This window comes from Arthrobacter sp. AOP36-F1-5 (assembly GCF_058137995.1).
Window position 1 is genome coordinate 3480943 of the sequence record NZ_CM176892.1, and the last position, 20917, is coordinate 3501859.

Sequence of the window (20917 nt, forward strand, 5' to 3'; positions counted from 1 at the left end):
CTACGGCCTCAACTCCATGACGGTCTTGCCGATCCGGATGGGCTGGCCGATCTCCACCGGCTGGGCTCGGGTCAACTGGTTCTCCCCCAGATAGGTGCCGTTCGTCGAGCCGAGGTCCTCGATGAACCAACGGCTGCCCTGCGGGAATAATCGGGCATGTCGCCCGGAGGCGTAATCGTCCTCGAGGACGAGTGTGGCCTCCTGGGCCCGCCCCAGCAGGATGGGGCTGGCCGCCAGATCCAGGCTCGTCCCGCTGAGTGGTCCTTCCAGGATGGCCAGGGTTCGTGCCGCCTTCTTGGCCGGTGGCGCCGGTTCGGGCGCCAGTTCGGGGTTCTTACGGACCTCGCGTGCCGTCGGCTCGCCGGTCTTCGCCCGCTTGCCGATGGACAAGTCCCGACGCAGCGCGGCGATGATGCTCATGATCAGGATCCACAACAGGATCAGGAACCCGAGGCGTAGGGCGGTCAGGAAGAGGTCGCTCATGCGCTGTCTCCACTCGATCGGGGGACCAGCCGGTACGTGATGCGGGTGCGCCCCATGGCAATGATGGAGCCATCGAAGAGTTCCTCGCGGTCGACGACCCGTTGGCCATTGACGTAGCTGCCATTGGTGGACCCCAGATCCACGGCCCACGCCCGGGAACCCTCACGAACGACTTCGATATGGCGGCGCGAGACCCCGGGGTCCTCGACCGGGATGTCGGCGTCGGCGGAGCGGCCGAGCACCACGGAATCGGCATGCAGCCCATAGCGCTGGCCATTGATGTCCAGTACGGCCTGCTTGCTCGGCGGTGGACGTGGTGGAGCGCTCGGAGCCGGTGGCGGGGCGGAGGCCGCGGCGGGGGCGGTCGTCTTGTCCATCGTGGCGTCGATGGAGAAGCTGCCGGATTTGGTGTCGTCGTCACGGTGGAAGGAGACGGTGACCGGGCCCTGCAACGTGTACTGCTGCGAGCGTGCGTGCTTGACGGCGGCATCGCAGAGTTCCTCGGCCAGGGTGGCGCCCCACTGCTTGGCGCGTTCGAAATCGGCCGCCCCCAGCCTGACCTTGAAGGAGTTGGGGGCCAGGGTGCGGCCCTGGGACAAGGTCAGCGTCCGGTTGTCCATCTCGTTGCGAAGTTGGCTGGCGATCTCGACCGGCTGAACCTCGGAGGAGCCCGATCCCCGGAAGACGGTGCTCACCAGCTTTTCGAGACCGCGCTCGACATTGTCGACCAAACCCATGGGCGCTGCTCCTCTCGAAGTCGGTTGTCCTGTACGCCGCTCCGGCCACGGCGCGTGACGAAACAGCCGGCCCTGAGGCCTGTGCCATTCCGATACTACTTGTCATGCCACCGAAACGTCCGACGGTGCAGGCCTCTCTTCCATAACGCAACGAGATTTTCGGGGTATTTGGTTCCCCGGGGTGCGGCTCATCACACCATGGGACCCGATTAGGTGATGCCCCGGCAGCATGGTTATGATTGTTCTCGCTGTTCAGGGGAAACCCGAAACAGTAACTTGCGCGAGTGGCGGAATAGGCAGACGCGCTGGCTTCAGGTGCCAGTGCCCGCAAGGGCGTGGGGGTTCAAGTCCCCCCTCGCGCACGAGTTTGGATGAAATGTCCTCCTCCCGGAATCCCGGGAGGAGGACATTTTTCGTGGAGGGGACCACCGGGGCCTGGACTTGTACGCCCGGGGAGGAGACCCGGAGGCATGATCTGCATAGACTGGGAAAGCGAACCAGATCGTCGACGAGCAGGAGTGCATCCGTGGCTGAACCGTCAGCTCATCAGAATGTCGCGTTCCCTTCCAACGGGCAGGACGCCCATGGCTATCTGGCCGAGCCCGCTTCGGGGAGCGGACCGGGGGTCATCGTCATCCAGGAATGGTGGGGCCTGACGGGTCATGTTCGCGACGTCGCGGATCGTCTGGCAGCCGAGGGTTTCGTCGCCCTCGCCCCCGATCTGTATGGAGGCTGGATCACCCACGACGGTGCCGAAGCCGGGGAGATGATGCAAAAGCTGCCCGAGGCCGAGGGCGCCCGGTTGCTGGCCGGGGCCGTCGACTACCTGTCGGGGTTGGAGAAGGTCACCAGTGAGAAGGTCTCGGCCATCGGCTTCTGCATGGGTGGTGGCTTCGTGTTGGCGCTCGCGGCGCAACAGGGGGAACGGATCGCTGCGGCCGTCCCGTTCTACGGCGTGGGCCAGGCGGTGCCCGAGTCGTTCACCGGCGTGAAGGCGGCCGTCCAGGGACATTATGCGACCGAGGACGGGCTCTTCCCGGTGGAGCAGGCCAAGGAGCAGGAAGAGCAGCTCCGCGCCGAATCCGAGTCCGAAGTCACATTCCACTACTATGAAGCGCCTCACGCGTTCCATAATGATGAGGACCCCCAGGGGAACTATCGTCCGGAAGCGGCACGATTGGCTTGGGAACGGGCCGTTGGTTTCCTGCGGCAGAAGACCAAGTAGACCAAGCAGGACCAAGGGGTGTCGGCGCCAACGGCGTCACACCAGACAGGGAGGAAACACATGTCAGGAACAGTCATCGTCGGTGTCGACGGCAGCGAGACCGCGAATAAGGCGGCCACGCGTGCTGCGACCGTTGCGGCCGGCCTGGGCGCGAACCTCGTGGTGATCACCGCCCACACCAAGGACAACACCGAAGTCGTCCAGATCGGCAGTGATACGTGGATCCTCGACGACGCGGAACAGGCACAGAAGCTGGCGGAGAAGTCCGCCACCAAGCTGCGTGAACTGGTCCCGGGGGCCACGATCAAGGCCTCCGCCGTCAAGGGCAAGCCGCAGGATGCCCTCGTGGAGGAAGCCAGCAGGCTGGGAGCCCAGCTCATCGTCGTGGGCAACGTCGGGATGAAGGGCCTGGGGCGAGTGCTCGGAAGCGTGGCCTCCAGTGTGGCCCTGAACGCCCCGTGCGATGTCTACATCGTGAAGACCGCCAACTAGGCACCGTCTGGTTCGCCCGAAAACGGCGCCCTCCCCCTCTGGGGATGGGCGCCGCTTTTTGTTAAGGGTCGACCACGACGATGGGTCCGGTCAGCTGCCCGGGGTCTCGCGTGCCGCCGCCTTGCGGGCGTCGGCTTCCTTGATGCGGGCTTCTTCGGCGCGGACCTCGGCCATGTTGGTGCGCTCGGCCTGCAGCCATTCGGGCCGGTCGGCCAGCAATTCGTCGATCTGCGCGGTGGTCAGTGCTTCGTCGATGCCGCCCCGGGCGAGCCCGGAGATGCTGACGTTGAGTTTGCGGGCGATGACCGGGCGCGGGTGCGGTCCGGTCCGACGCAACTCGACCAGCCATTCGGGCGGTTCATTCATCATGTCGTCCAGGGCGTCCCGGGTGAGGGGACCATCCTGGAACTCGGCAGGCGTGGCGGGAAGATACACACCAAGCTTCTTGGCGGCAGTGGCCGGTTTCATGCTCTGCGAGGATTTCTGGGTCATGGTCCCAGCCTACCGGGCGCGGAGGGTGCCGGTAGGCTAGCGGTCGTGGCTGAACTGAGAATTGCGTTCGTGCCGGGCGTGACCCCGGATAAGTGGCTGGATCGTTGGCGGGAGCGTCAACCCGGGGTTCCGGTCCAGGCGACGATGCATGACATCGGGGACGATCCGCGGGGGCTGCTGGCCACCGGTGACGCGGACCTGGTGTTCATGAGGTTCCCCGACGGAGTGAACCCCGCGGACGGGATGACCCACGTCATCCCGCTCTACGAGGAGCTGCCCGTGGTGTGTGCCCCGCGTGAACATGCCTTGGAGTTGTACGACGACGAGGTGCCGTTGGAGGAGCTGGCCGAGGAGACCTGGTTGGACCTGGCCGACTATCCGCCACGGGTCGGGGGAACGGCGATGGCCCTGGAGGTCGTCGGTGCCGGGACCGGCTTGGTGATCGTCCCCCAATCCGTCGGACGCCTGTACCGGCGCAAGGACGTCGTGCAGAAGATCGTGACGGGGGCCCCGTCCACCCGGATCGGGGTCGCCTGGCTCAAGCCTGTCGGTGATGAGCCGGAGGACCCCCGCGTGGAGGAGTTCATCGGCATCGTCCGTGGACGTAGGGCCAATTCCTCCCGGCAGCCCTCGGTGCAGGAGCGGGAACGTTCCGCGGCCGCCCAAGCCCAGCGACGCCGGCAGCGCGGCGACCAGTCCGCCGCGGGTGCGCCGCGACCCGGAAGCGGGAAGAAAGGTGGAGGTCCCGGCGGGAAATCCTCCGGCGGCAAGCGCCGCGGCGGCCCGGCCCGGGGGCGTCGCTAGCACCTCGGGTCCGGCCATCCCGGCGGAGTGGCCGGGATGGCCGGTGGACCTGCCGCGCTACCCGAGTGAAGCGAAGCCGAAGATCACTGCCGCGAAAGCAAACCCGACCACGCCGATCAGTGTCTCCAACACGGTCCAGGTCTTCAGGGTCGTCTTGACGTCCATGTCGAAGAACCGTCCAACCAGCCAGAAGCCCGAGTCGTTCACATGGGAGATGATCACCGAGCCGGCGGCCACGGCCACCACCATGGTCGCCAACTGGATGTCGTTCAGGCCGGCGACCGCCACGGCGGGGGCCAGCAGTGCGGCGGCGGTGGTCAAGGCCACCGTCGCGGATCCCTGGGCCACGCGCAGGATGCCCGAGATGAGGAAGCCGGCCAGGATCAATGGCACCCCCAGATCGCCCAGCACGTCGGACAGGGCCTCGCCGATGCCCGAGGCGCGCAGGACGCCGCCGAACATGCCACCGGCACCGGTGATGAGGATGACCGAGCAGACCGGGCCCAGGGCCTTCTCCATGACCTGTTCGATGGCGTTCTTGCTCATGCCCCGACGCATGCCCAGCACGAGGGAGGCCACCAGCAGGGAGATCAGCAGCGCCACCGGCGTTTCGCCGACCGCGCGCAGCAGCTGGAACCATGCGGCGTCCTGGGCTGCCTCGGGCAGGACCTGGGCCGAAGCCAGGGTGTTCAGCCCGGTGTTCATGAAGATCAGCACCAGGGGCAGCAACAGCACGGAGATGACCGTGCCGAAGGCCGGCGGGTTCGACTCGTGCTCGGCATCGGCTTCGCCCAACAGGCTCGGGATCGGCAGTTCCCATCGGCGTCCGGCCCACTTGCCGTACAGGTAGCTGGCCAGGTACCAGGTCGGCAGGGCGACGATGAGCCCGATGAGCAGGACGAATCCGACATTGGCGTCGAAGAATTCGGCGGCCGCCACCGGGCCCGGGTGCGGTGGTACGAAGACGTGCATGACCGAGAAGGCACCGGCGGCGGGCAGGCCGTAGAGCAATACGCCGCCACCCAGGCGTCGCCCGACGGCGAAGACCACCGGGAGCATCACGACCAGTCCGGCGTCGAAGAAGATGGGGAACCCGAAGAGCAGCGAGGCCACGCCCAGGGCCAGCGGGGCGCGCTTCTCACCGAATTTGCGGATCAGGACGTCGGCGAGGACCTTGGCCCCGCCCGACATCTCCACGATGCGTCCGAGCATGGCGCCCAGTCCCACCAGCAGGGCCACAGAGGCCAGTGTGGAGCCGAATCCGTCGGTCAGCACCGAGACGACGCTGCCGGCGGGGATGCCGGTCGCGAAGGCGGTCAGCAGGCTGATCAGGATCAGGGCGACGAAGGCGTGCATCCGTAGTTGGATGATGAGCAGGAGCAGAACGACGATCGCGCCGGCGGCAATGCCGAGCAATGGTCCCGCACCCAGGGTCTGGGTCCAGTTCTCGAGGGTCATGGGTTCTCCGGTCGGGGTGGGGTTCTATTGCTCGGTCGGGTTCTTCGGGTCCAGGTCCAACGAGGACAGGGCCCGGGCCAGGAGGTCCTCGGCGCTGCTGTCGTTGGCCAGGGTGAAGCCGTCCTCGTCGGATTCGAGGGGTTCAAGGGTGTTCAGTTGGCTGGGCAGGAGGGTCCCGGGCATGAAATGCCCGGTTCGTTCCCGGATGCGTTCGGCCAGGATGTCGGGATCGACCACGACGTGCACGAAACGCACGACGCCGTCGGCCTCGCGCAGCAGGTCCCGGTAGCTGCGTTTCAGGGCCGAACAGGTCATCACGGTCCCTGGACCCGGGGTGTGGTCCATCCAGTCGCGCAGCACTGCCAACCAGGGCCAGCGATCGTCGTCGGTCAGGGGGGTGCCGGAGGCCATCTTGGCGACATTGGTGGCCGGATGGAAGTCATCGGCTTCGGCCATGGGCCAGCCGAGGCGGTCGGCGAGCAGGCTGGCCAGCGTGGTCTTGCCGGAAGCGGATACGCCCATCACCACCAGATGGGTGGGAGGCGGTTGGGGTGCCTGAAGCGGCATGTCTACTCCTGGAAGGACGTCGTTGGCCTGGGCCCGGCGGACCGGCTGAATAAAAGATAACACCTTATGCCCGGACGTGGATAGTGTCCCCGGTAACCGTGATGTGACCGGGCGTCATAGGATGATGACCATGCAGATCCCCTCCGGAGCGACCGTGCTCCAGGAACCGATTGTCGAAACCCTGGGGCGGGAAATCGTCGATGGCGTGCTGGCCCCCGGGGACCGGTTGACCCTCGATGCCCTGCAATCGCGTTTCGGGGTCTCCCGCACCGTGATGCGCGATTGCATGCGGGTCCTGGAGTCACTGCGATTGGTCTATGCGAAACGACGGATCGGCCTCGTCGTCCAGGAATCGCGGTTCTGGAACGCCTATGACCGCCGTGTCATCCGCTGGCGCCTGTCGGGGCCGGGCCGGGAACGGCAATTCACCGAGCTCACGGAGCTGCGGGTCGCCGTCGAACCCCTGGCCGCCGCCGGAGCCGCGCGGCGTGCCCCGTCCCAGGCCCGCGAGGAGATCGTGTCCCTGGCGGCGCAGCTGCGCCGGTTGGGGGAGGAGGGTGACCTGGAAGGCTTCCTCGCGGTGGATATCGCCTTCCATGCCCTGCTGCTGCGCGCCAGCGGCAACTCGATGTTCGCTGAACTCGACGGGGTCGTTGCCGAGGTGTTGTCGGGGCGGACCCATCAAGGCATGATGCCCTTCCACCCGCGGGAAAAAGCCCTGGCCGAACATGAGGCCGTGGCGGCCGCGGTGGCCGCGGCCGACGGGCCCGGCGCCGAACGTCACATGCAGGTCCTGGTCGACGAGGTCCGTGCTGCCCTGGAGGACCGGTTGCACGACGGGCAACTGCCCGACTGAGCGTTCGGTCCCCGGGGCTACTGGAACAGCTGGCCCACGCGGGAAAGCGTGGTGACCACACCGTAGAGCAGCGGGACACCGACCAGCATCCACCCGAAGACCAATCGGGCCGGGGCGACGTTGACCGGAATGTCCTCGGGGGTGCTGGATCCTGTGGTGCTCACGGGGCCTCCTCGGCGGTGGTGCTGGCGGTTTCGCGTTCCGGTTCATGGAACGTCGGGTCGACTGGACGGATGAGTGCGGCGGCGACGAATCCGATGACGAGCAGGACCACCATGGTCAGCAGCACCGGCAGGTAGTTGTGGGCATTCATCGTGCCCGGTTTGCCCTGGGCATCCAGCAGGCCGTTGACGATCAACGGGCCGGCGATCCCTGCTGCCGACCACGCGGTGAGCAGGCGTCCGTGGATCGCCCCGACCTGGAAGGTGCCGAAGAGGTCCTTCAGGTAGGCGGGGGCCGTGGAGAATCCGCCCCCGTAGAAGCTGATGATCACGAAGGCCAACAGAATGAAGAGCAGGGTGCTCGATCCTCCGAAGAACGCCAGGATGACATACAGCACCGCGCCGACACCCAGATAGATCATGTAGATGTTCTTGCGGCCGATGACATCCGAGGTGCTCGACCAGAGGAAACGTCCCGCCATGTTGCCGATGGAGAGCAAACCCACGAAGCCCCCGGCCACCCCCGCGGAGACCGCCGAGATGCCGTTCCCGGCCCGGAAGAAGTCCTGGATCATCGGTGAGGCCTGCTCGAGGATTCCGATGCCCGCCGTGACGTTGAGGAACAATGCCGTCCAGATCAGCCAGAACTGGCGGGTCTTGATGGAGTTGGCCGCCGAGACATGGTTGGTGGTGACCAGTTGCGAGTGCTTCACCCGTGACGGGTCCCAACCGTTGGGTCGCCAGCCGTCGGCCGGCACGCGGATGCTGAACACCCCGTACATCATGACCAGGAAGTACACGAGGCCAAGGGTGACGAACAGCCGCCCCACGGCGTCGCCGCTGGCCACCCATCCTTCGGTCCCCGAGGCGGGATCGAAGGCTTTGAGTAGTTGGGTGGACAGCGGTGAGGCGATGAGTGCTCCACCGCCGAACCCCATGATCGCCATGCCGGTGGCCATGCCCGGGCGGTCGGGGAACCATTTGATCAAGGTGGAAACGGGCGAGATGTAGCCGATGCCCAGGCCGATACCGCCGAATACCCCATAGCCGAGGTAGACCAGCCAGAGCTGTCCGGAGAAGATCCCCAGCGCCCCGAGCAGGAATCCTGCGGCCCAGAAGGTGGCGGCAACGAACATCGATTTACGCGGTCCGGACCGTTCGACCCAGGTGCCCATGACGGCTGCGGAGAGCCCCAGCATCACGATGGCGATGGAGAAGATCACCCCGATGGCCGTTTGCGAGGCCTCGAAATGTCCGATCAGCGCGGTCTTGTAGACACTGGTCGCGTAGGCCTGCCCGATGCACAGGTGCACCGCCAATGCCGCCGGCGGGATGAGCCACCGGTTGAACCCCGGTGGAGCGATGGAATGCGATCTATCGAGGAACCCCATGGAACCTGCCTTCCCTGCCGTGGAACCGCGGATGGCTGCTTCTGGCCATTGTGCTGTAGGTCACGTGTTTTGCCTAGTGGCAGTGGCACCGGTTCGGAGCGGGGGACTGATCCGGATAGATTGGAGCCCATGCGTATTTTGGATTCACAGCCGTTCGTCCCGGTCATCCTCGGCGGGGACATCGGCACCTATTCGCTGGCCCGCGAGTTCCACGAGGCCTACGGGGCGGTCAGCGTGGCGGTTCCTGCGGGCGAGAACGGGGTGCTCCAGCACTCCGTCGCCATCGATATCCGCCCGGCGGGAAGCATGACCGACGGGGCCCGCGTCGTCGAACACCTCCTGCAGGTGGCCCGTGACCTCACCGCGGACGGGGCGCGCCCCCGGCCCCTGCTGCTCTGTGGTTCGCTGGACCTGCATATCGGGATCATCACCGACCATCGCGCAGAACTCGAGCCCTGGTACACGATTCCGTACCCGGAGTCGGCGACCATCGAACGGGCGGCGCTGAAACAGAACTTCTATGCCCTGTGCGCCGAACTGGGCATCCCGCATCCGCGGACCATCGCCTACGATCCCGTCGCCCCGCAACCCCTGCCCGCCGATCTGCCGTTCCCGCTCATCGGCAAGCCCGCCGACAGCAGTGCCTGGGTGCACGCCAAGTTCGCCGGCAAGCAGAAAGTCCACACCCTGGCCACCCGCGGGGAACTCGATGACCTGCTGGCGCGCATCCGGGCTTCGGGCTACACCAGCCCCTTCATCCTCCAGGAACTCATCGGAGGCGGCGACACGAACATGCGCCTATGCACTTTCTACTCCGACCGGGACGCCCGCGTCCGCTTCGCCGCCTACGGGGAAGTCGTCGTGGAGGAACACGCCCCCTTGGTGCTGGGCAATTCGGCGGGTATCGTCACCGCCGTCAACGCCGAGTTCATCGATCAGGGCCGCCGCATCCTCGAGCACCTCGGATGGACCGGATTCTCCATGTTCGACGCCAAACTGGACCCGCGGGACGGGCTGGTGAAATTCTTCGAACTGAATCCGCGGCTGGGACGCAACCATTACTACATGACTGCTGCGGGCCACAACGCCGCCCGCTTCTACGTCCGCGAGTACCTCGGGGCGGAGTACGACGACGGGGAGCTGCCCGCCGCGGACCCCGACGCCGCCCCGCTGGTCGCCGATGCCCAGGTGCTGTCCACGGTGTTGCCGCTGGCCTTGCTGCGCAGACACCTGCGCGGACCCGTGGGGGAGAAGGCCCGCGAACTGATGCGCGCCCGCCGGGTCGCCAATCCGTTGCTCTACCGCGCCGAACGTCATCCCCGTAGGCTTTGGTACATTGCGCTGACCTCGCTGAACCAATTCCGCAAGTTCAGCCAGCACCCGCCGCGACTCTGACATGCTGGGGGGACTGGCGCCCCGCGCCGGTCAATGACGACCCGGAAGGAAGCACACATGGATTTCGGTAGCTACGAGACGCTACTTCTCGAAACGGACGGCTCCGCACTGGTGGTGACCGTGAACCGCCCGGAGGCCATGAACGCCCTGGCCTCGGCAGTGGTCGAGGACCTTTTGGCCTTGACGGAAAAACTCGCGGCCGTGGGCATCGACGCCCAATGGCCCATTCGCGGCATCATCCTCACCGGGGCCGGCGAGAAGGCCTTCGTCGCCGGGGCCGACATCCGTGAAATGACCTCGATGAGCTCCGATGCCGCCGAGGCCTACGCCCGGCAGATGCATACGGTGACCACCCGGCTCGAGGCCCTGCCCGTTCCGGTCATCGCCGCCGTCAACGGGTTCGCCCTCGGCGGCGGGTGCGAACTCGCGCTGGCCTGCGATTTCATCTACGCCGGGGCCCGCGCCAGCTTCGGGCAGCCGGAAGTCAATCTGGGCCTGGTCCCCGGGTTCGGCGGTTCGGTGCGCCTGCAGCAGCGGGTCGGCCTCGGCCACGCCCGCGAACTCATCTACACCGGACGCCGGATCAAGGTCGACGAGGCCCTGCGGATCGGCCTGGCCAACGCCGTGTTCGACGACGCCGAGGCCCTGCTGGCCGGCGCGAAGGCCACCGTGGAGGAAATCGCGGCCAAGGCCCCCACCTCGGTCGACAACACCAAGCGGGCCCTGAACCGGATCAACGGCCTCCCCGTGGCCGCAGGGCTGGAGGCGGAAGTGGACAGCTTCCGTGAGGCCTTCGCGACCGAGGACTCGGTCGTCGGGCGGGCCGCCTTCCTGGCCAAGGAGACCCCCGACTTCCCGGGGCGCTGAGCCATGGCAGCCAACGACGCGGCGACGGCCGGGCGCGCCCCGGATTCGGTCCACCACTACGGGCCGAATCCGAGCCAGTATGCCGAACTGTATGTGCCCGAGGAGAGGCGCCTGCCCGGGGTCATCGTCATCATCCACGGTGGATTCTGGCGCGATACCTACGACGCGTCGCTCGGGCACCCCCTCGCCGCCGACCTGGTCCGGCGGGGCTGGGTCGTCTGGAACCTGGAATACCGGCGGACCACCGAGGGCGCAGAAACGGGCCCTGATACCGGGGGGTGGCCCCGGACCTTCGAGGATGTTTCCGCCGGCATCGATGCGCTGGGCCCGGCGCTGGCCACGGCGGGACTGGAACAGGGCCACGTCGTCGTCCTGGGCCATTCGGCCGGAGGCCATCTCGGGGCCTGGGCCGCCGGACGGCATAAGCTGCCCGCCGGGGCGCCGGGAGCGGATCCGGCGGTGACGGTCGATGGCGTGGTCAGCCAGGCGGGGGTGCTGGAATTGTGGATGGCGAATTGGCTCAAACTCAGCCATTCGGCGGCCGTGAAGCTCATGGGAGCCACCTCGGAGGAGGACCCGCGGCGGTGGCAGCTGGCCGATCCGGTACGGATGCTGCCCATCGGGGTCCCGGTCATCGCCGTGCACGGAAAATCCGATGCGGATGTCCCCTCGGCCCTGTCGCGGGCCTATACCGACTCGGCACGGGCCCAGGGCGATCCGGCGCGGATGGTCTTCACGACCGGCGACCACCAGGCGATGATCACCCCCGGGACCCCGGCATGGGATGCTTGTCTGGTGGCCTTGGCCGAATTGGCCGTTCCTGCCTAGCAGGGTCAGGCGACGGCGCACGGGAACACCGTCCGGTGGGGCGTCTTGAGGCATCCACCGAGAGCAAAGGTAAGGTTGAGTAGTGCTGACTGTTATGGGCGAAGCCCTCGTTGACGTGCTGTCCGGCGGCATCGCCGCGCCCCAGGCCTATGTCGGGGGCAGCCCGATGAACGTGGCGGTGGGACTCGCACGGCTGGGCCACCCCGTGTCCTTCGTCGGACGCTACGGCGATGATGAATACGGGGCCATGATCCACGAGCACCTGCGCTCCAACGACGTGCAGGAGGTCCTCCCCGCCGATGGGTTGCCGACCTCCACCGCCCGCGGCACCCTGGATCCGGTCGGGGCGGCCAGCTACGAATTCGACATGGTCTGGGACCTGTCGGCCTTCGACCCGGCATCCTCCGACGTCCTGGCCGATAGCCAGCTGCTGCATACCGGCTCGATCGCCACCGTCCTGGAGCCCGGGGCCGGAACCGTCAGGGCCGCCGTCGAACGAGCCCGACCGCATGCGACGATCTCCTACGACCCCAATGTGCGGCCCAGTTTCGTCACCAATCATTCCCAGGCGATCGAGGACGTCGAACGCTTCGTCGCCCTCAGCGATGTGGTGCGGGCCAGTGACTCCGATCTGGCCTGGCTCTACCCCGAGCGCAGCGTTGAGGAGACCGCGCACGCCTGGCTCGAACTCGGTCCGGCCATGGTGGTGGCCACCTACGGCTCCGGCGGCCCGTGGGGCGTGGTCGCCGCCGGGGAGGCGCGGACCCAGGCCCCGGTCGTCGATGTCGCCGACACCGTGGGGGCCGGTGACTCGTTCATGGCGGCCCTGCTGTCCACGCTCGTGGACCGCGGGCTGGTCGGGGCGGCGCACCGGGAATCCCTGCGCGGGCTTTCGGTCGGCCAGCTCGAGGAGATCCTGGACTATGCCGCCCGGGCCGCGGCGATCACCGTGTCGCGCGCCGGCGCGAACCCTCCGCGCCGCGACGAGATCTCCTGACCGATCCACCGATGAGCCAGGAACATCCATGCGACTGATCGCCAGCGACCTCGACGGGACGATCCTGCACGCGGACGAGACCATTTCCGCGCGGACGGTCCAGGCCTTCGCAGCGGCCCGGCAAGCAGGGATCCATGTCGTCTTCGTGACCGGGCGGCCCTTCCGCTGGCTGAGCCCCGTGCAACGCGCGCTGGGCCATCTGGGGACGGTCATCTGCTCCAATGGCGCCCTGGTCTACGACCTCGAGGGCGAACGGATCCTGGGCAGCCACCAGGTCCCCGGCCCGGCGGTCGGCGAGGTCCGCCGGCGCATCCAGGCCCTCGAGCCCGCAGCGACCTTCGCCGCGGAGACCTTATCGGGGCTCCTGCTCGAACCCGGATTCCTCCAGGCCGGGGAAGCGGCCCGCTTGCCCGTCATGGCCGAGGCGCCCTTCGACGTGGGCCGCCTGGAAGCCGAAGGCGTGGTGAAACTACTCGCCAAGACCTCCGCCTATGAGGCCGAGGCCTTCCAATCACTGGTGGAACCCGAGGTCGCCGATTTGGTTTCGGTGACCCATTCGGCCCCCGGCGTCTCGCTGCTGGAAATGTCCCATCCCGGGGTCAACAAGGCGGTCACCCTGGCCGAGTATGCCGCGGAACTCGGGGTCACCGCCGCCGAGGTCGTGGCCTTCGGAGACATGCCCAATGACGTGCAGATGCTCGCATGGGCCGGCCGGGGTTACGCGATGGAGTCGGGGCATGCACTGGCGAAGGCCGCGGCGGGGCGCACCACTGCCTCGCTGCAGGAGGATGGGGTCGCCCAGGTCATCGAACGCCTGCTCTCCGGGGAGCCGCTCTAGGGAAGGCTCCGCAGCGGTCGGCTCAGGAGCCGATGTCGGAGGGATGCGTCGGCTCCGGGCCGGACCACCAGGAATCGGGGATCCTGGGCAAGGGGCGCAACAGCGCCTCGGGCAGGGGCCCCGATTGCGGGAACGGCACCCCCGTGTTCTTCGCCGACCACTGGCCGGCGGGCACGACGGCCGCCTCGCAGGTCCCGGCCTCATTCAGGACCAGGAGGGTCCGGACCCCGTGGTCGCGTAGGTAATAGCCCACCGATGGATCCCGGGCATCGGCGGAAAAGAGCAGGGCCACCGGCGAGTCCACGCCCGACACGGAATATACCGCTTCAGGAATAATTGGTGGGGCTCCCTCCCATCCGCAGAAGCCGCGGGCCACCTGCCAGTCGGCCAGATGACGTTTGCGGGTGTGGGCCACCAGGGCCCCATGGGCATCCCACCAGTGGGCCCCGACGAAGATCCTGTCCCCGGTCGCCTCAACGGTGGAGGCCACCAATCCCACCCCCGAGGTCGCCGCCACGCCGCGCAGCCTCTCGCGTAGGATCGCGGAGCCGGTGCCTGCCTCGGCGGTGACGAAGAGTTCCGGGGTGAGCAGCAGGGAGGCACCGGCCTGGGCGGCCGTGTCGGCCCAGACGCGGAGGCGCTCGAAGTTGTCCTCCGGGTCCGGCCCGGGGGCGGCGCAGGCATGGTGTACTTTCGCTACCCCCACCGGGGACCTCCTTGGACGGTAGAGTCGGCACTGTGAGAACTCGTCAAGCGCGCAGGTTCCCCTACCTGCATCCTACTGGTGGCCCCGCCCGGCAGGGAGGCCCGTTGGCCTTTGCCCATCGTGGTGAGGCACTGACCGGGGGTGAGAACACCATGGAGGCCTTCGCGGCGGCGGTGGAGCGCGGCTTCGGTTACCTGGAACTGGATGTGCACACCACCCGGGACGGTGTGGTGGTCGTCTTCCACGACGAGGAGCTCGAACGGGTCAGCGACGGCCGGGGGGCGGTCGCCGACCACGATCATGCCGATATCGCCGCCCTGCGCGTCTCGGGACGCCGGATCCCCTGTTTCGAGGACGTGCTCGCCGCCTGGTCGGACGTCAGGTTGAACGTTGATATCAAAGACGAGGCCTCGGTGGGCCCGTTCGCCGCACTGGTCAACAAATATGCGGCCCACGACCGGGTGCTGGTGGCTTCGTTCTCGGACGCCCGGCGCCACCGGGTGCTGCGTCTGCTGGATGCCCCCGCGGCATCAAGCCCGGGGTTGGTGACCAGCGCACTGGCCGTCCTGTTGGGCAAGGTCGGGCTGTTCGCGCTGCTGCGCCCGCGGCTTCGCGGGGTCGCCGCCCTGCAGGTTCCCGAACGCCAGGGGCGACTGCGCGTGGTCACCCCGCGTTTCCTGGCCCAGGCCCACCGCGAGGGCATCCAGGTGCACGTCTGGGTGGTCAACGAGCGGGAGGACATGGACCGGCTGATCGACCTGGGTGTGGATGGGATCATGACCGACCGGGCGGATGTCCTGGCCGCGGCCCTGGAGGCCCGCGGGTTCTGGCCCCAGCGTGAAGCCGCAGATAAGAAACCTGCGGATCCAGGCTCCTAGATGTACTCGGCCGGGAGGTTGGTGACGGTCCCGGGCTCTTGACGTAGCGAAGACCTCCGGGTGCGGTGGGTGATGTCTAAGTCGCCAACCGTCCGGAGGTCTTCATGTCCCACCGTAATGCCCGGCTGAACTTGCGTGGCCGGCAATTGCTCGTAGAGCGGGTCTGTGTCCAGGGGTGGGCAGTCGCGCATGCTGCGCGAGCCCAGGGTGTGTCTCGTCAGTGCGCGCACCGATGGATCAATCGGTTCCGTAGTGAGGGTTCTGCGGGCCTTCTCGATCGGTCCTCGCGCCCGCACCACAGTCCACGCCAGACCTCGGTCGAGGTTGAGGAAAGAATCGTGGCGCTGCGCCACGAGCAACGACACGGCCAGGACTGGATCGGCGCTGACCTCAACATCCCAGCTCGCACAGTCTCGCGGGTGCTGCGCCGCCACGCGGTCCCCTATCTACGCGAGTGTGACCCGTTGACCGGTGAGGTGATCCGGGCCTCGAAGACCACAGCGGTGCGCTACGAACGCGACCGGCCCGGTGAGCTGGTCCATGTCGATGTGAAGAAGATCGGCAAGATCCCTGACGGCGGTGGGTGGAAAGCCCATGGCCGCCAGATGGGGTCAACCGCGGCGAAGAAGAAGGCCCGGATCGGCTATGACTACGTGCACTCGATGGTCGACGACCACTCCCGGTTGGCGTACTCCGAGATCCTCGGTGACGAAAAGGGCACCACCTGTGCGGGGTTCTTGCGACGTGCAGCGGTGTTCTTTGATGTCCATGGCATCGCCCAGATCGAGCGGGTGATCACCGACAACCACTGGTCGTACCGCCGCTCAGAAGACTTCGCTACCGCCATCAGCGATCTGGGCGCGAAGCACAAGTTCATCAAACCGCACTGCCCATGGCAGAACGGCAAGGTCGAGCGGTTCAACCGAACCCTGGCCACCGAATGGGCCTACCGCCAGGTGTTCACCACCAACGCCGACCGTAGCGCTGCCCTTGCCCCATGGCTCGAGGTCTACAACACTGTCCGACGCCACACCGCACTCGGAGGCAAACCCCCGACCAGCCGCCTGTCACCAACCTGATGGCCGAGTACACCTAGAGGGTCAGGGGGGTGACCAGCTCGGCCAAGGGCCGTAGGGCCTGGACCGCATAGTGTTCCATATCGGCCTCGCTGGCTCCGGCGAGCATCGCCAGCCACGTCCCGTGGGACTGCAGCTTCCCCAGCCGCAAGGCGGGTTCGACGAGCCGCTCGAGCTCGGCCGGGGTGCCGTATTCCTCCCACTCCTGCAGGTAGGCGGCCACCGCCCGGCGGATCCGTGGATCGGAGGGCGTGGTCTTCAGCTCCTTGGACATCGTGGCCAGGGGAACCGCCAACGTGGAAAACGGGTGGGCCCAGTACGCGTCCCCGAGGTCGATGAAACGCAACGGTTCCTCGCTGGAGGCCGGCAGGAAGACGTTGTTGCGATGCAGGTCGTTGTGGTCCAGCGACAAGGGCACCGCGGCGTCGGCCAGGAAACCGCACATATCACGCACCGGGCCGAGCTGGTCGTCCAGTTCCTCGGCATCGCGGGCCGGAAGATGCAAGGGGTGCCCGGTGGGCAGGGAGGCGTGGAACATGACCTGGTCATCGATGTATCCGGGCATATGCCGGGGATCGAATTGGGTCAGACCCGCATCGAAGAGCGTGTCACCGTGGGGGAGGAGGGTCTTCTGCAGGCGGGCGACATTGCGCAGGATCCGCTCCCAGAGCTGGTGGTCGGTGCTGGGGATCCTGGCCATCGTCTCCCCGTAGTCGGGGGAGATCATCCAGCCGCGCATCGGCTCAACGGCCAGCGGCATGACCAGCTGATCGGGGGCCAGCCCCGCGGCCGCCCGGGTGACGGCGACTTCGGCCTGTTGGCCGGGGTTGATGGCCTTGACGTACAAGGTGCCGTGATCGGTGGGGACGAGGACCTGGGTGGACCATAAGTGGATCGGCCCGCGTTCGAGCGGGCCGGTGCGGCGCAGGTCGTAGGCGTCGAGCACCATCGAGACCCAGCCTTCGATCTCCTCGAGCCAGTCCTCGGTACCCCAATAGTCATTCCAGTGCGCCACGGGCCGATCCTAGCCGAGTTTGCTCGGTGTCGCGCCGGTGTACTCCGGGGCGTCGGTGGGCTCGGTGCCACGGACCCGGGCGATGGTGCGCATCCCGTGGTAGATCACCACGGTGGCCACCGTGCCCAGGGCGATGCCGCCGAACTGCATGGTCCCCACGGTGATGGTCGGGTCGGCGATGGCGATGATCAGTCCGGCCCCGGCGGTCATGAGGTTGATCGGGTTGGAGAAGTTGACCTGGTTCTGCACCCAGAGCCGGGCACCGATGATGCCGATCATCCCGTAGAGGACGATTCCCGCCCCGCCACTGACCCCGGCGGGGATCGAGGAGATGGCGGCACCGAACTTCGGCAGGAACGCCAGCAGCATGGCGGTCGCCGCGGCCACCCAGTAGGCGGCCGTGGAGTAGACGCGGGAGGAGGCCATGACCCCGATGTTCTCCGCATAGGTCGTCGTGCCCGAACCGCCACCGAAGCCGGCGACGATGCTGGCGATGCCGTCGCCCATCAGGGCCCGGCCGTTGACGTCGTCCAAGTCCCTGCGGGTCATCAGCGCCACGGTCTTGACATGGCCGATGTTCTCGGCGACAAGGACGAAGACGACCGGGAGGAACAGGGCCAGGGTGTCCAGGTGGAATTCGGGGAACGCGAAGGGCGGCAGGCCCAGCCACCCGGCCTCGTTGACGGCGGTGAAGTCGATCTGATGCTGGGCCAGGGCGATCAGGTAGCCGACGATGATCCCCACCAGGATCGACAAGCGCCCCAGCAGGCCACGGAAGAGGACCGCGGTGAAGACGATGGCGGCGACGGTGGAGAAGGTGGTCAGCGGGACCGACTCGATGGCCTCGGTGGTCGATCCGGCCAGATTCAGTCCGATGAGCGCGACGATCGTGCCCATGACCACCGGAGGCATCAGGGCGTGGATCCACCCGGTGCCCGATTTCTGCACCACCAGCCCGATGATGAACAGGGCCGCACCGGAGAAGACGACGCCGCCCAGGGCCCCGGCGAAACCATGTCCCGACATGGCGGCGGTCACCGGGGCGATGAACGCGAAGGAGGAGCCCAGGTAGCTGGGTACCCGGCCGGCGGTGATGAGCAGGAACAGCATGGTCCCGACCCCGGAGAAGAACAAGGTGGAGGTGACCGGGAAGCCGGTCAGCGCCGGTACCAGCACGGTGGATCCGAACATGGCCATCACGTGTTGGACGCCGATGCCGGTGGTCTGGAACCAGTTCAGCCGTTCATCGGGGGCCACCACGGTGCCGGGTCGAATCGTTGTGCCGTCGCCGTGGACCGTCCAGCCGAAGCCGGGGAAATTGCTCATGGGTGTCCTCCATCGGGGCCCTGCGGGTTGGTGGGGCCTCACCGGTGCGGGGCCCCACGGAATCCTACCGCCCCCGACCCCGGGGCGGCGGGGTCGGGCCCCCTGCCGGGGTGCGCCGGCATCAGCCGATGGCCGCCACCGGCATGGGGAGGGAGGCCGATCGCGGGGCGGCGTCTTCGGGGGTCTGGGCGAAGAAGGACAATTCCTGCCGGCTCGATTCGTCGAAGGCGCGACGCATCCCGGCCAGGGTGGTGGAACCCGCCCGCAAGGCCACCTTCTGGACCAGCGCGATGGCCTCGCTGGTGGCTTCGTCGAACTCGGGGGAGGAGTAGGCGGCGAGCCAGTCGGCATAGGGGTGGCCCGGGTGGGCCGCGGCGGCCAGCCGCTGGCCGATGTCCTGGTAGAGCCAATAACAGGGCAGGATGGCCGCCACGAGCTCGGGATAGGAATCGCCGGAGGCCACCAGGTGGTTCAGGTAGGCCGAGGTGGTGGGGCTGGGTTCCGGATCGGGGGCATCTCCGAGCCGGTGCAGATGTAGATTCGCCTCCTCCTCGAGGGCGCCGACGGCCCCGGAAGCCCAGAACTGCTGCTCTTCGCGGTTCGGCGCCAACTCGGCGGCACGGGAGAGGACCCGGGAGTAGGTCCGCAGGTACAAGGAATCCTGGGCCAGATAGAAGTGGAAGTCCTCCGAGGGCAGGGTCCCGTCCCGCAGCGCACGGATGAACGGCAGATCGTCGATCCCCGAACGCAGCGGTGCCAGATCGTTCCACCAGGTGCCCAGCAAGGCCCCCGTCGTCGGGATCGCCGTACCGTCCCAGAGCGCCCCGAAATGATTCACCGGACCATGTCCTTCGCCGACCTCGAGTTCATCGGCACGGTGCAGGGCGCCTTCAAGCCACCCGCGGGCCAGCCGCAGGGCATCCCCCCAGTCCCCGCAGCGGGCCCACAGGGTAGCCAGCGCCGCGGAGAGCGAGCACCCGGTCCCATGGGTGTTCGGGGTGTCGATGCGGTCACCCTCCACGGCAGCCATGACGCCGTCGGGGCCCACGAGGGCATCCGGGCACCGGCTGCCGGTGAGGTGGCCGCCCTTGGCCAGGACCAGGACAGAATACCGCCTCGCGAGCCGGGCTGCCTGGTCCAGGACGTCGTCCCATCGGGTGCAGACCGGCTCCTCGAGCAGTGCCGCCAATTCCGCGGTGTTCGGGGTCAGGACATCGGCCCACGGGAGCAGCCGACGCAGGGCCTCCTCGGCGTCGTGCTCCAATAAGCGGTCCCCGGACGTGGAGATCAGCACCGGGTCCACCACGACGGTGGTGCCCGGGCGGGTACCCAGCCAGGCGGTGGTGGCTTCGATGACCTCGGCGGAGGCCAGCATGCCGATCTTCACCGCATCGATCCGGATATCGGCGGCGACCGTCTCAAGTTGCCGGGTGAGGAATTCCGCCGGAGGGGTATGGACCCCGGTGACTCCCCGGGTGTTCTGGGCGGTCAGTGCGGTGATCGCCGCCATCCCGTAGCCACCGCAGGCGGCAATCGATTTCAGGTCGGCCTGGATCCCGGCCCCGCCGGAGGGGTCGGCCCCGGCGATGGACAGGATGTTGGGGGTGTTCGGGGCGCTCATGCGGTCTCCGTTCGTGCTGCCCGGGTCCATTCCTGAACCAGGGCGGCAGCAGAGTCCCGGGGTTCGGCGGCGGAGCAGATGGCCCGCACGACGGCCATGCCGATGGCCCCGGCGGTGTGCGCGTCCGCGGCGTCGCCGGAGCCCAGCCCGCCGATCGCCACGCAGGGCAGCGGGGCCCGGGAGATCAACGAGGCCAGGCCGGGGAACCCCAGCGGGGTCGGGTGGTCCTTCTTGGTGGGCGTGGCCCGGACGGCCCCGGTGCCCAGATAGTCGATGGTGCCTGCCGGCAGTTCCGCTACTGCCGCGAAGTGGTCCTCGGTGCTGGCGCTGAGCCCCAGCACGGCATCGGGTCCGATGAGGGACCGGACGAGTTCGGCGGGCAGGTCCTTCTGGCCGATATGGACCCCGTCCACGCGGATCCCTGCCGCACGGGCCGCCAGGTAGACGTCCACCCGGTCGTTGAGCAGCAGCAGGGCCCGGCCCGCGGTGTGTTCGGCGCAGGCGGCCGCCTCGGCCAGGAATTCGCGGGCGGACAGGTCCTTGCAGCGCAGCTGGATGGTCCCGACCCCCGCGGCGACGGCCTCGGCCACGATGGTGGCCAAGGGCCGTCCGGCCGTGCTGGTGGAGTTGGCGACGAGGTAGATCCCGCTTCCGGGAACCGGCGCGCTCATGCGAGCACCGCCTCAACAAAGCAGTCGGTGGGT

23 protein-coding genes and 1 tRNA gene are annotated in these 20917 nt (G+C 67.7%); 12 read left to right on the plus strand and 12 right to left on the minus strand.

Going from position 1 to position 20917, the window contains the following annotated elements; translation table 11 throughout:
• On the minus strand, positions 1-483 hold the full coding sequence (locus tag AC3ZI9_RS16065; protein WP_444554488.1) for an FHA domain-containing protein FhaB/FipA: 483 nt from the start codon (positions 481-483) through the stop codon (positions 1-3).
• A complete protein-coding gene (locus AC3ZI9_RS16070; RefSeq protein WP_444554489.1) occupies positions 480-1220 on the minus strand; it encodes an FHA domain-containing protein in 741 nt (246 codons plus the stop codon). Before AC3ZI9_RS16070 ends, AC3ZI9_RS16065 begins: the two co-directional genes overlap by 4 nt.
• Before the next feature lie 278 nt (positions 1221-1498).
• Here AC3ZI9_RS16070 and AC3ZI9_RS16075 point away from each other — a divergent pair.
• The 3 genes from AC3ZI9_RS16075 to AC3ZI9_RS16085 all read left to right on the plus strand — a co-directional run bounded on the left by AC3ZI9_RS16075 (position 1499) and on the right by AC3ZI9_RS16085 (position 2937).
• Positions 1499-1582: transfer RNA gene (locus tag AC3ZI9_RS16075), tRNA-Leu, on the plus strand.
• A gap of 164 nt (positions 1583-1746) precedes the next feature.
• Positions 1747-2445, plus strand: coding sequence for a dienelactone hydrolase family protein (locus AC3ZI9_RS16080; protein ID WP_444566107.1), 699 nt, complete (start codon positions 1747-1749; stop codon positions 2443-2445).
• Positions 2446-2505: 60 nt separating this feature from the next.
• Entirely contained in the window at positions 2506-2937 is a 432-nt protein-coding gene (locus tag AC3ZI9_RS16085) for a universal stress protein (protein WP_086994058.1), read from the plus strand.
• A gap of 90 nt (positions 2938-3027) precedes the next feature.
• Here the strand turns inward: AC3ZI9_RS16085 and AC3ZI9_RS16090 are convergent, their stop codons facing one another.
• Positions 3028-3429, minus strand: coding sequence for a DUF5997 family protein (locus tag AC3ZI9_RS16090; RefSeq protein WP_443383811.1), 402 nt, complete (start codon positions 3427-3429; stop codon positions 3028-3030).
• A gap of 45 nt (positions 3430-3474) precedes the next feature.
• Between AC3ZI9_RS16090 and AC3ZI9_RS16095 the strand changes: the two genes are divergently transcribed.
• Complete coding sequence (locus AC3ZI9_RS16095) at positions 3475-4233, plus strand: substrate-binding domain-containing protein (RefSeq protein ID WP_443383814.1); 759 nt, start codon at positions 3475-3477, stop codon at positions 4231-4233.
• 57 nt (positions 4234-4290) lie between these two features.
• Here AC3ZI9_RS16095 and AC3ZI9_RS16100 read toward each other — a convergent pair whose 3' ends face one another.
• Positions 4291-5691, minus strand: coding sequence for a GntP family permease (locus AC3ZI9_RS16100; protein WP_443383817.1), 1401 nt, complete (start codon positions 5689-5691; stop codon positions 4291-4293).
• A gap of 24 nt (positions 5692-5715) precedes the next feature.
• Positions 5716-6258 carry a gluconokinase gene (locus AC3ZI9_RS16105; RefSeq protein ID WP_443383820.1) on the minus strand — a complete coding sequence of 181 codons (543 nt, stop codon included), beginning with the start codon at positions 6256-6258 and terminating at the stop codon, positions 5716-5718.
• A 130-nt stretch (positions 6259-6388) separates the two neighbouring features.
• Here AC3ZI9_RS16105 and AC3ZI9_RS16110 point away from each other — a divergent pair, with 130 nt between their 5' ends.
• On the plus strand, positions 6389-7114 hold the full coding sequence (locus AC3ZI9_RS16110) for a FadR/GntR family transcriptional regulator (RefSeq protein ID WP_443383823.1): 726 nt from the start codon (positions 6389-6391) through the stop codon (positions 7112-7114).
• Positions 7115-7131: 17 nt separating this feature from the next.
• Here the strand turns inward: AC3ZI9_RS16110 and AC3ZI9_RS16115 are convergent, their stop codons facing one another.
• Both AC3ZI9_RS16115 and AC3ZI9_RS16120 read right to left on the minus strand, forming a co-directional pair.
• A complete protein-coding gene (locus tag AC3ZI9_RS16115) occupies positions 7132-7278 on the minus strand; it encodes an MFS transporter small subunit (protein WP_443383826.1) in 147 nt (48 codons plus the stop codon).
• Positions 7275-8666: an OFA family MFS transporter gene (locus AC3ZI9_RS16120; protein WP_443383829.1), complete on the minus strand. Its 1392-nt coding sequence runs from the start codon at positions 8664-8666 to the stop codon at positions 7275-7277. Before AC3ZI9_RS16120 ends, AC3ZI9_RS16115 begins: the two co-directional genes overlap by 4 nt.
• Before the next feature lie 129 nt (positions 8667-8795).
• On the opposite strand from AC3ZI9_RS16120, the gene AC3ZI9_RS16125 reads away from it, so the two are divergent.
• From AC3ZI9_RS16125 to AC3ZI9_RS16145, 5 genes are all read left to right on the plus strand, one after another.
• Positions 8796-10061 (plus strand): carboxylate--amine ligase, encoded by a 1266-nt coding sequence (locus AC3ZI9_RS16125; protein WP_444555219.1) that lies wholly within the window; start codon positions 8796-8798, stop codon positions 10059-10061.
• A 57-nt stretch (positions 10062-10118) separates the two neighbouring features.
• On the plus strand, positions 10119-10928 hold the full coding sequence (locus AC3ZI9_RS16130) for an enoyl-CoA hydratase/isomerase family protein (protein ID WP_444555218.1): 810 nt from the start codon (positions 10119-10121) through the stop codon (positions 10926-10928).
• A 3-nt stretch (positions 10929-10931) separates the two neighbouring features.
• Positions 10932-11756 (plus strand): alpha/beta hydrolase family protein, encoded by an 825-nt coding sequence (locus AC3ZI9_RS16135; protein WP_444555217.1) that lies wholly within the window; start codon positions 10932-10934, stop codon positions 11754-11756.
• An 82-nt stretch (positions 11757-11838) separates the two neighbouring features.
• A complete protein-coding gene (locus tag AC3ZI9_RS16140) occupies positions 11839-12753 on the plus strand; it encodes a carbohydrate kinase family protein (protein ID WP_444555216.1) in 915 nt (304 codons plus the stop codon).
• A gap of 28 nt (positions 12754-12781) precedes the next feature.
• On the plus strand, positions 12782-13591 hold the full coding sequence (locus tag AC3ZI9_RS16145; protein WP_444555215.1) for a Cof-type HAD-IIB family hydrolase: 810 nt from the start codon (positions 12782-12784) through the stop codon (positions 13589-13591).
• Positions 13592-13613: 22 nt separating this feature from the next.
• Here AC3ZI9_RS16145 and AC3ZI9_RS16150 read toward each other — a convergent pair whose 3' ends face one another.
• A complete protein-coding gene (locus tag AC3ZI9_RS16150; RefSeq protein ID WP_444555214.1) occupies positions 13614-14297 on the minus strand; it encodes a nitrilase-related carbon-nitrogen hydrolase in 684 nt (227 codons plus the stop codon).
• A 32-nt stretch (positions 14298-14329) separates the two neighbouring features.
• Here AC3ZI9_RS16150 and AC3ZI9_RS16155 point away from each other — a divergent pair, with 32 nt between their 5' ends.
• Both AC3ZI9_RS16155 and AC3ZI9_RS16160 read left to right on the plus strand, forming a co-directional pair.
• The gene (locus tag AC3ZI9_RS16155) at positions 14330-15175 is read left to right on the plus strand and encodes a glycerophosphodiester phosphodiesterase family protein (RefSeq protein WP_444566108.1); all 846 of its coding nucleotides are present in this window, start codon (positions 14330-14332) and stop codon (positions 15173-15175) included.
• Positions 15176-15279: 104 nt separating this feature from the next.
• On the plus strand, positions 15280-16254 hold the full coding sequence (locus AC3ZI9_RS16160) for an IS481 family transposase (protein WP_301497610.1): 975 nt from the start codon (positions 15280-15282) through the stop codon (positions 16252-16254).
• A gap of 13 nt (positions 16255-16267) precedes the next feature.
• Here AC3ZI9_RS16160 and AC3ZI9_RS16165 read toward each other — a convergent pair whose 3' ends face one another.
• The 4 genes from AC3ZI9_RS16165 to thiE form a co-directional block, all read right to left on the minus strand.
• Positions 16268-17266 (minus strand): phosphotransferase, encoded by a 999-nt coding sequence (locus tag AC3ZI9_RS16165; RefSeq protein ID WP_444555212.1) that lies wholly within the window; start codon positions 17264-17266, stop codon positions 16268-16270.
• A gap of 9 nt (positions 17267-17275) precedes the next feature.
• Positions 17276-18592, minus strand: coding sequence for a uracil-xanthine permease family protein (locus tag AC3ZI9_RS16170; protein ID WP_444566109.1), 1317 nt, complete (start codon positions 18590-18592; stop codon positions 17276-17278).
• A gap of 121 nt (positions 18593-18713) precedes the next feature.
• Positions 18714-20213, minus strand: a complete 1500-nt coding sequence (gene thiD, locus AC3ZI9_RS16175; RefSeq protein WP_444566110.1) for a bifunctional hydroxymethylpyrimidine kinase/phosphomethylpyrimidine kinase — start codon at positions 20211-20213, stop codon at positions 18714-18716.
• Positions 20210-20884 (minus strand): thiamine phosphate synthase, encoded by a 675-nt coding sequence (thiE, locus tag AC3ZI9_RS16180; protein ID WP_444566111.1) that lies wholly within the window; start codon positions 20882-20884, stop codon positions 20210-20212. The genes thiD and thiE overlap by 4 nt, the downstream gene beginning before the upstream one ends.
• Between the last annotated feature and the right edge of the window lie 33 nt (positions 20885-20917).

What these genes read in the sequence shown, in the direction of transcription:
- thiE (WP_444566111.1), bottom strand. Translation starts at nt 20,884, where the DNA reads ATGAGCGCGCCGGTTCCCGGAAGCGGGATCTACCTCGTCGCCAACTCC.
- AC3ZI9_RS16145 (WP_444555215.1), top strand. Translation starts at nt 12,782, where the DNA reads ATGCGACTGATCGCCAGCGACCTCGACGGGACGATCCTGCACGCGGAC.
- AC3ZI9_RS16070 (WP_444554489.1), bottom strand. Translation starts at nt 1,220, where the DNA reads ATGGGTTTGGTCGACAATGTCGAGCGCGGTCTCGAAAAGCTGGTGAGC.
- AC3ZI9_RS16090 (WP_443383811.1), bottom strand. Translation starts at nt 3,429, where the DNA reads ATGACCCAGAAATCCTCGCAGAGCATGAAACCGGCCACTGCCGCCAAG.
- AC3ZI9_RS16105 (WP_443383820.1), bottom strand. Translation starts at nt 6,258, where the DNA reads ATGCCGCTTCAGGCACCCCAACCGCCTCCCACCCATCTGGTGGTGATG.
- AC3ZI9_RS16065 (WP_444554488.1), bottom strand. Translation starts at nt 483, where the DNA reads ATGAGCGACCTCTTCCTGACCGCCCTACGCCTCGGGTTCCTGATCCTG.
- AC3ZI9_RS16160 (WP_301497610.1), top strand. Translation starts at nt 15,280, where the DNA reads ATGTCCCACCGTAATGCCCGGCTGAACTTGCGTGGCCGGCAATTGCTC.
- AC3ZI9_RS16125 (WP_444555219.1), top strand. Translation starts at nt 8,796, where the DNA reads ATGCGTATTTTGGATTCACAGCCGTTCGTCCCGGTCATCCTCGGCGGG.
- AC3ZI9_RS16130 (WP_444555218.1), top strand. Translation starts at nt 10,119, where the DNA reads ATGGATTTCGGTAGCTACGAGACGCTACTTCTCGAAACGGACGGCTCC.
- thiD (WP_444566110.1), bottom strand. Translation starts at nt 20,213, where the DNA reads ATGAGCGCCCCGAACACCCCCAACATCCTGTCCATCGCCGGGGCCGAC.
- AC3ZI9_RS16170 (WP_444566109.1), bottom strand. Translation starts at nt 18,592, where the DNA reads ATGAGCAATTTCCCCGGCTTCGGCTGGACGGTCCACGGCGACGGCACA.
- AC3ZI9_RS16120 (WP_443383829.1), bottom strand. Translation starts at nt 8,666, where the DNA reads ATGGGGTTCCTCGATAGATCGCATTCCATCGCTCCACCGGGGTTCAAC.
- AC3ZI9_RS16110 (WP_443383823.1), top strand. Translation starts at nt 6,389, where the DNA reads ATGCAGATCCCCTCCGGAGCGACCGTGCTCCAGGAACCGATTGTCGAA.
- AC3ZI9_RS16085 (WP_086994058.1), top strand. Translation starts at nt 2,506, where the DNA reads ATGTCAGGAACAGTCATCGTCGGTGTCGACGGCAGCGAGACCGCGAAT.
- AC3ZI9_RS16100 (WP_443383817.1), bottom strand. Translation starts at nt 5,691, where the DNA reads ATGACCCTCGAGAACTGGACCCAGACCCTGGGTGCGGGACCATTGCTC.
- AC3ZI9_RS16135 (WP_444555217.1), top strand. Translation starts at nt 10,932, where the DNA reads ATGGCAGCCAACGACGCGGCGACGGCCGGGCGCGCCCCGGATTCGGTC.